Source organism: Kutzneria viridogrisea DSM 43870 (genome assembly GCF_000525635.1).
GTDB lineage: Bacteria > Actinomycetota > Actinomycetes > Mycobacteriales > Pseudonocardiaceae > Kutzneria > Kutzneria viridogrisea.
The window spans coordinates 5412236-5426445 of the sequence record NZ_CP007155.1 but is presented as its reverse complement, the minus strand read 5'-3'; the positions used below and the strand labels follow the sequence as shown (position 1 = coordinate 5426445).

Genomic DNA, 14210 nt, shown 5'->3' with positions numbered 1-14210 from the left:
CCGCCCCCGTGACCCCGACACCAGGGGCGGGGAGGCCCGACCACGCCACAGGAGGTGCACATGACCCCGACCAGGACTCAACTCACCGTGGAAAGATTGTTCGCCGCGATCGAGGCAGCGTGGGTTGAGGTCGCCGACGCCCACCAGCCGGCTGACACCGGTCACTGTGACGGGTGCGGTGAGAAGTGGCCGTGCCGGATGCATCGCACAGCCACCGCCAGCCGCTGACACCGATCAGGTCACGCCCGTAACGTTCCCGCGCCGCGGTGAGACAAGTGCGACGTGTCCACCAGTGAGCCACCCACCAACCCGATCCCCACGCCCGGTCGTCGGAAGCCGTGGTGGAGACGCTGGTGGATCTGGGTGACCGCGTTCCTCGTGTTCGTCATCACGATGGGTCTCCTCGCGCCAAGGACACCCGAGCAGGATGCTGTGACCGCGTCAGCTGCGAGTGCCACGACGAGCCCGGTGGCCTCCACTACATCCGCGACGCCAGCCTCGACGACCACCACCACATCCCGGAACGCTCCGACGACAACTACCGCCACGGCCGCGCCCGCCCCGACGAAGGCGCCCGCGGCACACCACGTCATCTACCAGTTCGACGTGAGCAAGCCTCTCCACGGTGATGACTGGCAGCAGATTGGGCTCGGCTGGAACAACCCGAACACGGGCCGGCATGAGCTACCGCCTGAGGTCACTGGCTCCCCTTCGAAGCCCCTCGTGTTCCCATACACGGTTCAGTTCGATGTCAACGACCTGCAGACCGACCTCCAGCACTTGTCGGCTGGCGGGAACAGCAGCGTCCGTGATGTCGCCGTGTCGTGCACGGTCATCGTGGATGGGAAGGTCGCCGCGGCCGAGCCGGGGACGACGCCGACGTTCCTGCCGGATGGCAGCGTGAACACGGCGGGCTACTCGGATTGTCTCCCGGGGGCGGCGCACAGGTAGCGGGATGCGTGTGTGCGGATTTCGCACACCCTTTGGTTACCGCTCGGTAGGGTGCCCCGTCCGCTTCGGCGGGCGGGGCACCGACGTGTCAGGACCCTGCCATCAGGCCATGATCGACACCACCACTTACCCACCGTTTATGAGACCCGCCCACTCCCGATCGGGCCGGAGTGGGCCGGTTCCGCAGGAGCGATCAAGCTCCGAAACCCGCCAGCTCCGGCTAGCTCCGGCTCGCTGACCAGCGTGTATGTAGATGTTCCTGATCAACCTGCCGCTGGGGCTCGTGGCCTTTCTGGTGGCGTGGCGGCTGATCCCGGCAGGCGCGGGCAACTCCGCCGTGCGGCGCCTGGACTGGCTGGGCGTGCTGCTGCTGTCCACCGGGCTCGGCGGCCTGACCTACACCGCACACCTGGTGTCGGAGACGAGCACGGGCTGGGCGCTCGCCGTGACTGCCGGGGCGGTTTCCCTGCTGCTGCTGGCTTTGGCCACGTGGCACCTGCTGCGCACCGCTCACCCGCTGGTGGAGCTGCGCACGCTGAGATTCGCCTCGCTGCGGGCCTCCGTGCTGGAGGGCTCGCTGTTCTGGATCGCCGTTGGGGCCGTGCCCTTCCTGCTGCCCCTGCTGTTCCAGGACGTGTTCGGCTGGAGCCCGGTCAAGTCCGGCGCCGTGGTGCTGTTCGTGTTCGCGGGCAACATCGGCATCAAGCCCGCGACCACGTACCTGCTCAACCGGTTCGGCTACCGCAAGCTGCTGGCGGCCTCCGCCGCGGTCATGGCCGCCAGCGTGTTCGCCTGCGCGTTGATCACCGACTCCACCCCGCTGGTGCTGATCGCGGCGATCGTGCTGATCAGCGGCGCGGCGCGCTCGGTGGGGCTGACCGGCTACTCCACCATCGCCTTCAGCGACGTCACCGAGGAGCACCTGCGGCACGCCAACACGCTCTCGGCCACGGCGACCCAGACCGCGGCCGGGCTCGGTGTCGCGGCGGCCACCGTGGCCTTGCGTGCCGGGGACCTGTTGCCCGGCAACACATCCCCGGCCACCTCGTACGGCATCGCGTTCGCGCTGATCACCGTGCTGCCGCTGGTCGCGATGGTCGGCGCACTGCGCCTGCACCCGGCCACCGGGGACTCCGTGCGGCAACCGGCAAAAACGTGACCCGGGTCACCGCCGCCCGCCAAATCGGCTAAACCGGATACTCTCCTCACCGTGCGCGATGGGTTGACGACCTCACGTCACCGCGGCCTGCTGGCCGCGGTGGTGCTGGTCGTGCTCGTCTTCGCGCACTTCGCCTGCTGCTCGGTGTTCCACCAGCACGACGGCTCCGTCGGCGTGCACTCGGTGAGCGTGCACACCGCGCCCGCCGACTGCGACGGCCCGGACTGCCCGCTGGTGCACGACCGGGTCCAGACCGGCTGGTCGGCCCCCGACCTGTGGCAGCACGAGCTCGCACTGCTGGCCACCGCGCTGGACCTGCCGGCACCGCTCACGCACGCGATCGGTTCTCCCGCAAGGAATTCGACGCCCAGCCGATGTCAGGCAGGGCGAGCGCTGCTCGTCGACCTCTGCGTCGCCAGGTCCTGACCGGGCCGGGCGCCCCACGCGCCCCACCCCGTCACCCGAGACCACCGACGTGGAAAGCGAAGCAGCGGCATGACTGCGACACTGCCCGACCCGAACTCGTCCACGCCCGCGGCCACCGTGGGCAACACCCCCGTGCTGTGGATCGACCAGCCGCTGTCCCCGAGGGGACGCGGGTTCTGGGCCAAGCTGGAGGGCTTCAACCCCGGCGGCATGAAGGACCGGCCCGCACTGCACATGGTCACGCAGGCGGCGCGGCGCGGGGAACTGGCCCCCGGCGCCATGATCGTCGAATCGACCAGCGGCACGCTCGGGCTCGGCCTGGCGCTGGCCGGGATCGTGCACGGTCACCCGGTGACCCTGGTGACCGACCCGGGCATGGAGCCGATCATGCGGCGGCTGCTGGCCGCGCACGGCGCCCGCGTGGAACTGGTCACCGAGCCGCATCCGGTGGGCGGCTGGCAGGAGGCACGGCGGTTGCGCGTGCGGGAGGTCATGGCCGCGCACCCCGGCTCGTACTGCCCCGACCAGTACCACAACCCGGACAACGTGGCCGGGTACGAGCCGCTCGCGGTGGAGTTGCTGGCCCAGTTGGGCCGGATCGACGTGCTGGTCTGCTCGGTGGGCACCGGCGGGCACTCCGCGGGCGTGTCCCGGGTGCTGCGGCGGCACTTCCCGCACCTGCGCCTGATCGGAGTGGACACGATCGGCTCCACGATCTTCGGCCAGCCCGCGGGCCAGCGCCTCATGCGCGGCCTGGGATCGAGCATCTTCCCCCGCAACGTGGACTACTCCGCCTTCGACGAGGTGCACTGGGTGGCTCCGGCCCAAGCGGTGTGGACGTGTCGCGCGCTGGCCGCCTCCCGGCACGCCAGCGGCGGGTGGAGCGTCGGCGCGGTGGCGCTGGTCGCGGGCTGGGCCGCGCGCACCCTGGACCCGGACACGCGGATCGCCGCCGTGTTCCCGGATTCGCCGCACCGCTACTTCGACACCGTCTACAACGACGAGTACTGCGCACGCCACGAGCTGCTGACCGGGCCGCCACCGGAGGAACCGGAGGTGATCGCCCACCCCGGTGAGCGGGTGGTCACCAGCTGGACCCGGTGTGCCGCGGTGCAGGACCCGGTGCGGGTGGGCATCGCGTGAACCGGATCCTCGCCCAGTACCGGTCCTTCGGCCTGCCGGTGCGCCTGCTGCTGCTCAACCAGTTCACCATCAACCTCGGTTTCTACATGTTGATGCCGTACCTGGCCGCGCACCTGTCCGGTGAGCTCGGCCTCGCCGCCTGGGCGGTCGGCCTGGTGCTGGGCATCCGCAACTTCTCCCAGCAGGGCATGTTCCTGATCGGCGGCACGCTGGCCGACCGGCTCGGCCACAAGCCGATGATCGTCGCGGGCTGCACCCTGCGTACCGGCGGCTTCGTGCTGCTCGGCTTCGCCGACTCGGTGCCCGCGCTGCTGATCGCCTCCGCGGCAACGGGATTCGCCGGTGCCCTGTTCAACCCGGCCGTGCGCGCCTACGTGGCGCAGGACGCGGGGGAGCGTCGGGTCGAGGCCTTCGCCCTGTTCAACGTGTTCTACCAGGCGGGAATCGTGCTCGGGCCGGTGGTCGGCCTCGCACTGACCACAGTGGACTTCCGCCTCACCAGCGGGGTCGCCGCCGCGGTGTTCGCCGCGCTGACGGTGTTGCAGGTCCGCGCCCTGCCACGGGACAGTCGCTCGGCCCGGGTGGGGTCGGTGCTCGCGGACTGGCGGTCGGTGCTGGCCAACCGGTCCTTCCTGCTGTTCGCCCTGGCCATGGTCGGTTCCTACGTGCTGTCCTTCCAGATCTACCTGGCGCTGCCGCTGGAGGCCCGCAGGCTGGCCGGTGACGGACCCGGGGGCACGGCCCTGGTGACCGCGCTGTTCGTGGTGACCGGCGGGCTGGCCATCGCCGGGCAGTTGCGGATCACCGACTGGTGCCGTCAGCGCTGGGGCTCCGGGCGTTGCCTGGTACTCGGGCTCGGACTGATGGCACTGGCCTTCCTGCCGCCCGCGATCAGTCCACACGAGACGGTGTGGGCCATGGCGGCACTGGTGCTCGCGGCGGCGCTGCTGGCGTTGGCCACCAGCGTGGTGTTCCCGTTCGAGATGGACACGATCGTCGCACTGGCGGGCAACCGGCTGGTCGCCACGCACTACGGGCTCTACAACACCGTTGTGGGCACGGGGATCCTGCTCGGCAACCTGGTCACCGGCAGCGCGCTCGACCTGGCCCGTGCCGCCGGGGTTCCCGCACTGCCCTGGGCCGCGCTGGCGTGCCTCGGACTGGCCTGCACGCTCGCACTGTACACATTGGACCGAAGGGAGCACCTGCTGCCCGCTACGGCTTGAGCGGCCTGGACCTGCGCCACCGCGCGAACCCGCCGTCCAGTGGGCGCGCGCGGTGGCCGTGCTCCCGCAGCAGCCGCACCGCCTTCGGCGACACCACGCAGTACGGCCCACCGCAGTACGCAACGATCTCCACGTCGGTGGGCAGCTCGGCGAGCCGCTGCCGCAGCTGAGACGCGGGCAGCGACACCGCGCCCGGCACGTGGTCACGCTCGTACTCGGCCGCGGAACGCACGTCGAGCACCAGCACCCCGGGATCGGCCAGTCGCGTGCGCAGCTCGCGCACGGTGACCGGCCGCATCACCTCGGGATCGCCCAGGCTGGCCGCCACCTCCTCGCGGAGGTCGGCCAGCCTGGCCTCGGCGAACTCCTGCACCTGGCCCAGGAAGACCGACACCGACCCGTCGGCGAGCCGGTAGTGCACCCGGGTGCCCTCCTTGCGGGTGGCCACCAGGTTCGCCGCGCGCAACTGCTGCAACTGCGCCGAGGTGTTCTTCAGCGGCACCCCCGCCTGCTCCGACAGCTCCTCGACGGTCAGCTCCGCACCGTCGAGCAGGTCCAGCAGCCGCAGCCGGATCGGACTGGCCAGGGCCTTGCCCACCCGCGCCAGCTGCGCGTAGATCGGCTCCTCAACGAACGCCCCCATCGATCGCCACCTCACCGCGCAGGAACTGGATGTACCGCTCTGCCGAATTGTGCAGCACCCGGCTGCCACCCGACCTCAGCGCCGGGGTCCACCAGCCGCCGTAGACCCTCTCGAACGGGTAGTCGCGCAGCGCCGCGACTATGCCGCGCACCTGTTTCTCCGGTAGCGGCAGGCGGTTGGGCGCACTCCACATGAATGTCAAGCGGTCCTCGCCGGGGGTGACCATGATCGTGTCGCCGGTGAGCAGCACCCCGCCCTCGTGCGCCCAGTGCAGCGCCGTGCTGCCCGGGAAGTGGCCGCCGCACTGCACCAGCGTCACCCCCGGCAGCACCTGCTCGGTGCCCGACCAGGTGCGGACCCGCACGTCGGTGCGCTGCAACCAGTGCACGTCGGCCTCGGGCAGCACCACCTCGGCGCCGAACTCGTGGCTCCACTCGGCGAGCGCGCCGTACATGTGCGGGTGGCTGGAGGTCACCACGGCCAGGCCGCCCGCCTCGCGCACCGCCTGCTTCGCCTGCTCGTCCAGGTAGGCCGGTGGGTCCCAGAGCAGGTTGCCCTGGTCGGTCCGCAGCAACAGGCCCCGTTGGCCCACACCGAGGTCCGGGGTCACGCCGATGCCCAGCAGTCCCGGCTCCACCTCGCGGATGTCCGCGCGGTGCCCCGCCGCCGCCAATTCCGCCAGCGTCGTCCAACGCTGCCCCGTCGGCGGCACCCACTGACGCTCGTCCTCGCACAACACGCACTCCGCAGGCGGTTGCTCGGTGTCGGGGTAGTGGGCCCCGCAGGTCGGGCAGATCCAGAACACGTCATCCCCCAAGAACTCAAGCTCTAAAGAACATTAGAATAAAAGAACTGTAGATCGCTGCCGACCCCTCCGCAACCCCTCCCTCCCCCCTCCCGCGAGCCCCGCTCTGAATGACCAAGCCGCCGCCCCCTCCCCGCGAGTCCCGCTCACGCGAACGCGATTCCCGTCCTGTGGTCCGCGAGTCCCGCTCAGGCGGGTGTGAGTCCCGTCTTGGGGTACATGGAGCCGCTGGCTTCGGCGCGAGTCCCGCTCTGCGGCGCGTGAGTCCCGCCTTAGGGCGCGTGAGTCCCGCCTTGGTGTGCCCGAGTCTCGCTATGTGGCGCCGGAGTTCCGCCTTGGGGTGTGTGAAGCCGCTGGGTTCCGAGTGAGCCCCAGTCTGGCGGGCGCGGCCCCGTCTTGGGACGCGCGAGTCCCGTCCCGTGGCCCGCGAGTCTCGGTCTGGCGGGTGCGAGTCCCGCTCTGGGTTGTGCGAGTCCCGTTCCGTGGGGCGTGAGTCCCGCCTTGGGGTACGCGGAGCCGCTGGCTTCGGCGCGAGGCCCCAGCCTGGCGGGCCCGTCCAGTCATCACCACTCCACTCGGTCACCAGGGATGTTGCAACCACCCCCTGAACCCAAGGCACTTTCATGACATGTGGGGTGTGGTCAGGCGAGTGCGGCGTAGGCGGCGGCCTGGATTGCGCGGTGCACGGGCGGCGGCTCGGGGCTGTCGAACATGCGCTGGGTCAGCACGATGACGATCAGGTCCCGGCCGGGGTCCACGAGGAACGAGGTGCCGAGCCCGCCGTCCCACCCGTAGGCGCCGCTGTCGAGCACGGATTGGCCAAGCGTCCAGGACCGTCCGGTGAAGAAGTCCGGCCCGAGGCCACCGCGTGCCTTCTGCTCGGCGGTCAACTGATCGGTGGTCATGCCACGCACGGCCTCGGCGGACAGCACGGGCGAGCCGCCGCGCAGCAGCATCCGGGCAAAGGCGAGCAGGTCCTCGGCGGTGGAGACCAGCCCGGCAGCGCCGTCACCGAAGGCGGGCGGGCGGCTCCACGCGCCATCGGGCTGGTCCCAGACGAGGAGCCCACCGGGCCCGGACACGTAGGCGGTGGCCAGCCGCGAGCTGTCGGCGGCCCAGAACCGGGTGTCGCGCATGCCGAGCGGCTCGAACAGGCGGCTGCGCAGGACCTCGGCGAACGGGGTGCCCGCGGCACGGGCAGCGAGCACGCCGAGCACGGAGGAACCGGTGTTGTACAGCCAGCGCTCACCGGGCTGGGCGAGCAGGGGCAGGCTGCCGAGGTTGGCGATCCAGGTGTCGGGGTCGGGCTGCACGGCGGGTTCGGGCGGACCGAAGGTGGCCAGCCCGAGGGAGCGCTGAGCCTGGTCCACCGGCCAGGGTGTCGCGGCGGCGAACATCTCCATGGCCATGCCGAAGCCGCCGGTGAAGGTGAGCAGGTCGCGGGCGGTGATCGCGCGCCGCGCGGGCACGGTGTCGGTCAGCGGCCCGTCCGGCCGGCGCAGCACGCGCGGATTGGCCAGTTCGGGCAGCAGCCGGTCGACCGGCTCGTCGAGGTCGACCAGGCCCTCGTCGACGAGCCGGAGCACGGCCGCGGCGGTGATCGGCTTGGTGGTGGAGGCGATCCGGAACAGCGAGTCGCGTGCCACGGGGGCACCGCCGATCGTCAAGTGCCCCAAGGATTCGACGTGCACCTGCTCGCCGCTTGCCACGAGCGCGACGAGGCCGGGCACCTGCGTGTCGCCCACGTGTTCGGCTGCGGTCTCGCGCAGCTTCTCGATCCCCGCCGCCGTCAGACCTGTGCTCACTGCGTCCTCCTCCTACGGTGCACGGACTGTACGAGCTTGGACTCGGGCGGGCGCGAGAACTCATCGCCGCGCGGACGGCACTAGCGGCCGTTGTCCTGCGGGCACCACTTCTCCGCCGGGCAGGCGGCGACGACCTTGCTGACGACCTCGCCGGAGACCACCCGCAACATGGCGATGGCCTTGTTCTGCGGTACGTGGTGGGTCAGGCTGCCGCCGAAGTCGATGTCGCCGGTGACCCCGGCGAGGGCCGTGTTGCCCTGGTCGGCCAGGTCAGTGGCGCGGTTGATCAGCCCGATCTCCCGCCACAGCCCGGCCGGGGTGATCGGGATGTCGTGCTGAGCGAGGTACCTGGCCGCGCTGATCAGCACCCTGGTCGCGTCGAAGGAGAGGGCCGCGTGGCCGTCCAGGGAACGCGATGCGAGGTTGTCCGGGCTCTCGAAGCCGAACTGGTCCGACAGCCCGAACGTGGTGCCGTTGGTCCCCTCCGGCGCACCGGCGGCCGCCTTGCTCTCGTTGGCCACCGAGAAGGACACATAGTAGAAGGGAACCGCCTTGTTGGCCTGTCGCTTGGCGGTGTCGGCCACGTAGCGGGTCACGTCGTCCCCGGCGAGGTAGGTCGCGGTGACCTCGCACTGCTGCGCGCCGTTGAGGAAGTCCTGGAAGTCCGGCACGCCCCGGCCCGCGAAGTAGACGATTCCCCGGAAGCCACAGGTGTCGCGACCAGCGGCGTTCGCGGGCTTGCCGTCCTTGCCCGCCGGGTCGTACTGGACCTTGTCCACCACGAAGTTCCGGTCGGTGAACGCGGTGGCCACGTCATCGGCCAGGTTCGTGCTGTAGGTGTCCTGGGGATCGGCCGTGTAGTACACGCGGACCTTGGTGCCGGGCCCGTGCGGAACGGCTCCGGTGTTCCTGGCGAACTCGGCCGCGAACGCCGCCTCCCGGCGGTTCTGCGGGGCCACCTGGAAGTACAACGGGTTCTTGTCGACCAGCGAGTCGGCGGACAGCGTGGAGGCGACCATCGGCAGCCCCGCGGTGGTCAGCGCGTCGATGGTGTCCTGGGTCGGCTTGCTGCTCATGTCCAGCCCGACCACCCCGCCGATGCTGGGGTCGCTGACCGCCATCCGGCCCAGCTGCGCGGCGACCGCGGGACCCTGGAGCATGTTCCGGCCCGCGTTGGCGATCAGCACGCGGACGATCGGCTCGGTCCTGCTGGCCGTGGTCAACTGGGCCCTCTGCGCGACAGCGACACCCTCCAGGCCCTCGCGCTGCGCGGTCAGGCTGTCGGCCTTGTCGTCGGCGGCGGTGAACGCCTGCATGTTGACCAGGGTCAGGTAAGGCCAGTCCGGATGATCAGCGTGCAACTGCACGGCCTCGCGGTTGTTCGCCAGCACGGCGTCGAGCACCTGTCTGAACTGCAACGGCCCGGAGGTCGGTTCGAAGATGTCGGCGGAGCCGTCGGTGACCCCGGCGCAGCCGTCCACGGTGCGCGTCAGGCCAAGTGAGTACCAGGGCAGCGCGCCCCAATCCCCGCAGCGGTGGTCGGTCCACTGCCAGGCGCCCACTGCCGCGCTGGCGGCGAGCGCGACCACCAGCAGCACACGTGTGGTCCGGGAGACCAGCCAGGGCGCCGGGGGCACGACGTACCGCTCGCGCGGGCGGAACGTCTGCCTGAGTTCCTCGACCTGTTCCCCGGTGGGCGCGCCGGGCACCAGCACCCGCAGGTACCAGGCCGTGGACCTCCTGGCCCTCCTGTCGTTGGCGAGCGAGTCGCGCCAGTGCCCGTGCCCCACCGCGGCCTTGTCCGCGTTGTAGACCACCGGCTTGTGCGTGTGGTCCCCGGGTTCCACCGCGCTGGGCGGCACCTTGCGACTGGCGCTGATCACCAGCAGCGGGTCGAAGCGACCGATCTCGTTGCGCACAGAGTTGATCATGCGCAGCAGGGTGTACCCGCCGTTGGCCCGGGTGATGTTGTCCAGCAGCAGCGCGGTGTAGGTGCTCCTGCGCTTGCCGCGCAACTGCCACGGCCGCCAGCGGTAGGACCGCCGCAGGTCCTCCAGCAGCGCGTTGACCAGCAGCCTGGCCACCTGTTCGGGGTCCTCGCGGGCCCACTCACCGGCGGTGAGCCGCTCGGCGAAACCGATGAAGTCCCCGGGGATCTGCGGGGACAGGTAGGGCTGGCGCAGGAACCACCGGTAGATCCCGGACAGGCCCGGTGCCCGGCCGGTGACCTTGGCCGCGAACAGCAGTGGCGGCAGCAGGCGCAGTGCCCTGGCCACCCAGCCCAGCCAGGTCGGGCCGTCGCTGGGCACCGAGGTGGCCGCGCCCAGGGAGTTCTCCAGCCTCGAGGTGATGTCCCGCTGGCGCAACCAGGATCGCAGCTTCGAGGTCCGCTCCCCGGGTTCGGCCAGCTCGTCCAGGTCCTGTTCCATCAGCCCGGTCATCAGGAACAGCGCGGGGAACCGGAACCGGCCCCAGCGCGAGTTGACGCTCCTGCTCAACTCGGCGGCGACGGCGAGCAGGAGCGCGCGCAGCACCTCGACGTCCGCGTGGTCCAACGGGTCGTGATCGGTGAGACGGGTGCGCGTCCCGGTGCCGAACTCCTCGTTGAGCCGTAGGTAGGCGTGCGGGATGCGGGACGGGCTGGCCGTCGCCAACTTGTCGCCCAGCGCGGGCAACAGCCCGTCGTGTGGCTGAGTGCGGATCAGGCAGAGCAGCGGCAGGCCCCGCCGCACCCTGCTCTCCCGCCTGCTGACCGGCTCGCTCGGGGTGTCCCCCCACTTCGGACGCCGCGTCAGCTGCTCGACCAGGTCGACCAGTTCCGTCACGCCGTTGAACACCGGCATCTCGTTGGACGTCGGCGGATCGCTGAACAGCTCCTGGCTGTTGTCCCCCACAGCAGTACCTCACGCATTCTTGATCCTCGAGCGTATCGCAGGTGTTCGCCACCTACCTGCACTTGGCGCCACGAGCGGCCGATCCGCCAGGTCGCACCTGCGCGACCTGGCGGCCGAAGTTGGCGTTCTGACACCGTGAACGTGCCTGGTGAGCCAAGATCTGGAGGTGTGAACGGCGTGGGGGAGGCAGGTCTGCGCAGGCACCGCCGCGCGGTCGTGCTGGTCGGCCTGGTGCTGCTGCGGGTGCTGGTGTTCCCCCAGGTGGCGCTGAGCGTGGTCTTCGGCGCAGGTCAGCACCTGTACACCAACCCCGTGCTGGCCGGTGCCTGCTACGTGGTGGCGCTGGGTTGGAGCGTGGTGTTCCTGGTACTTGCCGTGTGCCGGGATCCCTTGCCCGCCTGGGTTGCGCTGGTGGACACGGCGTTGGTCGCGATCTGCCTGCTGGCGTTGAGCCTCGCGGTGGCGCCGGAGTTCTTCCTCAGCACGATCAGCGACTCGGACCTGGAGGCGCTGGCGATCGCGTCCTCGTTGTCCACGGCGATCCTGTTGCCGCCCAAGCGGGCCGCGGTGTGCTGCCTGGTGCTGGCCGGGGCGTACTGGGTCGCGCAGGTCCCGGCGACCCAGCTCCAGGGCTACGACGTGATGGCCACGTTGAGCGTGCTCTGCTGGCAGTTGGGGGCTTCGTGGTTCGGTGGCATGGTCGCCGACGCGCTGCGCAAGGCCGCGGCCCAGGTCGACGCGGCGACCAGCGAACTGGTGGCCAGCCGGGAACGGCACGCGTTGGAGCAGGAGCGGGCGCGGCACTTCGAGGAGCAGAGCCGCCGCTACCGGGCGCTGCACGACGGGCCGCTGTCCCTGCTCACGGCGCTGGCGGGGCGCGGGCCGGTGGCGCACCCGGACGCGGAGATCCGCAGGCAGTGCGCGGTCAACGCGAACCTGTTGCGGGGACTGACACCTGACGAGCCGAACAGCACGCTGACCGACCTGTCGCTGGCGCTGACCGAGGCCTGCGCGGACCACGCCGCGCGCGGGGTCCGGGTGCACTACCAGTTCTCCGACCTGCCCGCGGATCTGAGCCCGGAGGTGGTCGGCGCGCTGAGCGGGGCCAGTCGCGAGGCGCTGAACAACGTGGCCTCGCACGCGGGTACCGACCGGGCCTGGCTGACCGCGCTGCCCTCCGGCGGCGGCGTGGTGGTGGAGATCGTTGACCGCGGGGTGGGCTTCGACCCCGTGCGCGCGGTGACCGGGCGCGGCCTGCCGGAGTCGATCCTGGGGCGGATGCGCGAGGTCGGCGGCCTTGCCGAGGTGGACAGCGCGCCGGAGCAGGGCACGAGGATCAAGCTGAGGTGGCCCGGGTGATCGACGTGGCGGTGGTCGACAACGACAAGCTCGTGCCCGCCGGGCTGCGCGCGATGCTGGCGCCGGTGCCCGGGATCCAGGTGGTCGGCACGAGCACCAGCGTGCACGACCACCTGCGGGCGGGGCTGTCGGCCGATGTGGTGCTGCTGGACCTGATCCTGGAGGACGGCCGGGACCCGAGCCAGAACGTGGCCGCCATACGGGAGACCGGCGCTCGGGTGCTGGTGATGTCGGTGCACGGCGACCGCCACCACGTGCGCGACACGATCCGTGCCGGGGCTTCCGGCTACCTGCTCAAGGACGACGACACCGACAAGCTCGCCGAGGCCATCCGTGCCGTGCACGCCGGTGAGCTGGCGATGACCCCCGAGCTGGCGTTCATCATCACCCTGCAACCGCCCAGGTTGACCGAGCGCCAGGTGGAGGTGCTGCACCTGTACGGCACGGGCTGCACCCTGGAGGCGACCGCGCACCGGCTGCGCATCAGCGTGGGCAGCGTGCGCACCCACCTGAGCCGGATCTACGCCAAGTTCGCCGCGGCGGGCGACCCGATCCGCAGCCGCGAGGACATCCCGCCGCGGGTGCGCGACTACGAGATCGGGCCGTCGTAGCGTCCTGAAGGTGCCGTTCACGGCGTGGTGGGTGGGCCACGTGGGCCTGCCACGGCCGCCTTCGCGGCGCGTCTCGGTGGCGCCATGTCCTGAAGGTGCCGTTCACGGCGTTGGGTGTCCCGAACGGCACCTTCATGGCAGTGCGACGCGATCCGGCCCGCCCACCCCGCCATGTCACGAAGGTGCCGTTCACGGCGTTCACCGTCGCGAACGGCACCTTCGTGGCACTCTGACCCTGATCGGCACTCGCGGTACGGACTATGGTTAGGCTAACCTTCGCCTCAACGGTCCGGTATCACGAGAGATGGTCCACGCATGGCAGCCAGCAAGTCCGCCACCCTGGAGGTCGAGCCCTTCCTGCACTTCGACGCGGAGGTGCTGGCCACCCTGCCGATCGGCGAAAGCCTGGTGCGGGTGACCTTCGGCGGGCCGGGGCTGCGCGAGGTGACCACCTGCGGCCCGGACCAACGAATCAAGATCTTCCTGCCGCGCGCGGGCGAGACCAGCCCGCGCGTGCCCACCGGCCCCGACTGGTACGCGCGCTACCGGGACATGCCCGAACGCGAACGGCCGGTGATGCGGACCTACACGATCCGCTCGGCGCGCCCCGGCCAGATCGACGTGGACTTCGTGCGGCACGGCGACACCGGACCGGCCTCCAGTTGGGCGGGCGGCGCCGCGCCGGGGGACCGCGCCGTGATCTGGGCTCCCAACGCGCGGTTCACCGACTACGCCGAGGGCTCGCGCATGGGCTCGGACTACGCCCCGCCCGCGGACACGACCTGGCAGTTGATCGCCGGGGACGAGACCGCGCTGCCCGCGATCGGCGGCATCGTGGAGGGGCTGGCCGAGGGCGAGCGGGCCCTGGTGTTCCTGGAGGTGCCGACCGAGGCGGACCGCCAGCAGTGGCAGACCGCGGGGGACGTGTCGGTGACCTGGTTGCCGCGCAACGGGGTGCACGCCGGGGGCGGGTCCGCCCTGCTGGCGGCGGTCCGTGCCGCGCAACTGCCCGAGGGCCCCGGCTACGCCTGGCTGGCCGGTGAGTCGGGCCTGGTGCGTGGGCTGCGCAGGCACCTGGTGGGCGAGCGCGGGGTGGACCGCAAGCGGATCTACTTCTGCGGGTACTGGCGACAGGGCAAGTCCGAGGACGCCCCGCACGAACCGGTCGGCAGCGAGGACTGATCACCC

General features: G+C 71.0%; 12 protein-coding genes. 8 read left to right on the top strand and 4 right to left on the bottom strand.

Annotation, left to right across the window (positions count from 1 at the left end; translation table 11 throughout):
* Positions 1-363: 363 nt before the first annotated feature.
* From KALB_RS46755 to KALB_RS23815, 5 genes are all read left to right on the top strand, one after another.
* Positions 364-951 (top strand): hypothetical protein, encoded by a 588-nt coding sequence (locus tag KALB_RS46755; RefSeq protein WP_148309592.1) that lies wholly within the window; start codon positions 364-366, stop codon positions 949-951.
* A 253-nt stretch (positions 952-1204) separates the two neighbouring features.
* Positions 1205-2110 (top strand): MFS transporter, encoded by a 906-nt coding sequence (locus tag KALB_RS23830; protein WP_030110550.1) that lies wholly within the window; start codon positions 1205-1207, stop codon positions 2108-2110.
* 51 nt (positions 2111-2161) lie between these two features.
* Positions 2162-2536, top strand: a complete 375-nt coding sequence (locus KALB_RS23825) for a hypothetical protein (RefSeq protein ID WP_025358220.1) — start codon at positions 2162-2164, stop codon at positions 2534-2536.
* 69 nt (positions 2537-2605) lie between these two features.
* Positions 2606-3679, top strand: a complete 1074-nt coding sequence (locus tag KALB_RS23820; protein WP_025358219.1) for a PLP-dependent cysteine synthase family protein — start codon at positions 2606-2608, stop codon at positions 3677-3679.
* Positions 3676-4905: an MFS transporter gene (locus KALB_RS23815; protein ID WP_025358218.1), complete on the top strand. Its 1230-nt coding sequence runs from the start codon at positions 3676-3678 to the stop codon at positions 4903-4905. The genes KALB_RS23820 and KALB_RS23815 overlap by 4 nt, the downstream gene beginning before the upstream one ends.
* On the opposite strand, the gene KALB_RS23810 is transcribed toward KALB_RS23815, so the two are convergent.
* The 4 genes from KALB_RS23810 to KALB_RS23795 form a co-directional block, all read right to left on the bottom strand.
* On the bottom strand, positions 4895-5548 hold the full coding sequence (locus KALB_RS23810; protein WP_025358217.1) for an ArsR/SmtB family transcription factor: 654 nt from the start codon (positions 5546-5548) through the stop codon (positions 4895-4897). The genes KALB_RS23815 and KALB_RS23810 overlap by 11 nt on opposite strands.
* Positions 5532-6365: an MBL fold metallo-hydrolase gene (locus tag KALB_RS23805; RefSeq protein WP_236649997.1), complete on the bottom strand. Its 834-nt coding sequence runs from the start codon at positions 6363-6365 to the stop codon at positions 5532-5534. The genes KALB_RS23810 and KALB_RS23805 overlap by 17 nt, the downstream gene beginning before the upstream one ends.
* Positions 6366-6994: 629 nt before the next feature.
* Positions 6995-8158: a serine hydrolase domain-containing protein gene (locus KALB_RS23800; RefSeq protein WP_025358215.1), complete on the bottom strand. Its 1164-nt coding sequence runs from the start codon at positions 8156-8158 to the stop codon at positions 6995-6997.
* A gap of 80 nt (positions 8159-8238) precedes the next feature.
* The gene (locus KALB_RS23795) at positions 8239-11052 is read right to left on the bottom strand and encodes an ABC transporter substrate-binding protein (protein ID WP_025358214.1); all 2814 of its coding nucleotides are present in this window, start codon (positions 11050-11052) and stop codon (positions 8239-8241) included.
* Between the two features lie 177 nt (positions 11053-11229).
* Between KALB_RS23795 and KALB_RS44145 the strand changes: the two genes are divergently transcribed.
* The 3 genes from KALB_RS44145 (at position 11230) to KALB_RS23780 (ending at position 14204) form a co-directional block, all read left to right on the top strand.
* Entirely contained in the window at positions 11230-12411 is a 1182-nt protein-coding gene (locus KALB_RS44145) for a sensor histidine kinase (RefSeq protein ID WP_148309591.1), read from the top strand.
* The gene (locus tag KALB_RS23785; protein ID WP_042222428.1) at positions 12408-13022 is read left to right on the top strand and encodes a response regulator transcription factor; all 615 of its coding nucleotides are present in this window, start codon (positions 12408-12410) and stop codon (positions 13020-13022) included. The genes KALB_RS44145 and KALB_RS23785 overlap by 4 nt, the downstream gene beginning before the upstream one ends.
* A 315-nt stretch (positions 13023-13337) precedes the next feature.
* Positions 13338-14204 (top strand): siderophore-interacting protein, encoded by an 867-nt coding sequence (locus KALB_RS23780; RefSeq protein WP_025358211.1) that lies wholly within the window; start codon positions 13338-13340, stop codon positions 14202-14204.
* Positions 14205-14210 lie beyond the last annotated feature (6 nt).

Coding starts and splice junctions, on each gene's coding strand:
- KALB_RS23830 (WP_030110550.1), top strand. CDS start 1,205: ATGTTCCTGATCAACCTGCCGCTGGGGCTCGTGGCCTTTCTGGTGGCG.
- KALB_RS23820 (WP_025358219.1), top strand. CDS start 2,606: ATGACTGCGACACTGCCCGACCCGAACTCGTCCACGCCCGCGGCCACC.
- KALB_RS23810 (WP_025358217.1), bottom strand. CDS start 5,548: ATGGGGGCGTTCGTTGAGGAGCCGATCTACGCGCAGCTGGCGCGGGTG.
- KALB_RS23780 (WP_025358211.1), top strand. CDS start 13,338: ATGGCAGCCAGCAAGTCCGCCACCCTGGAGGTCGAGCCCTTCCTGCAC.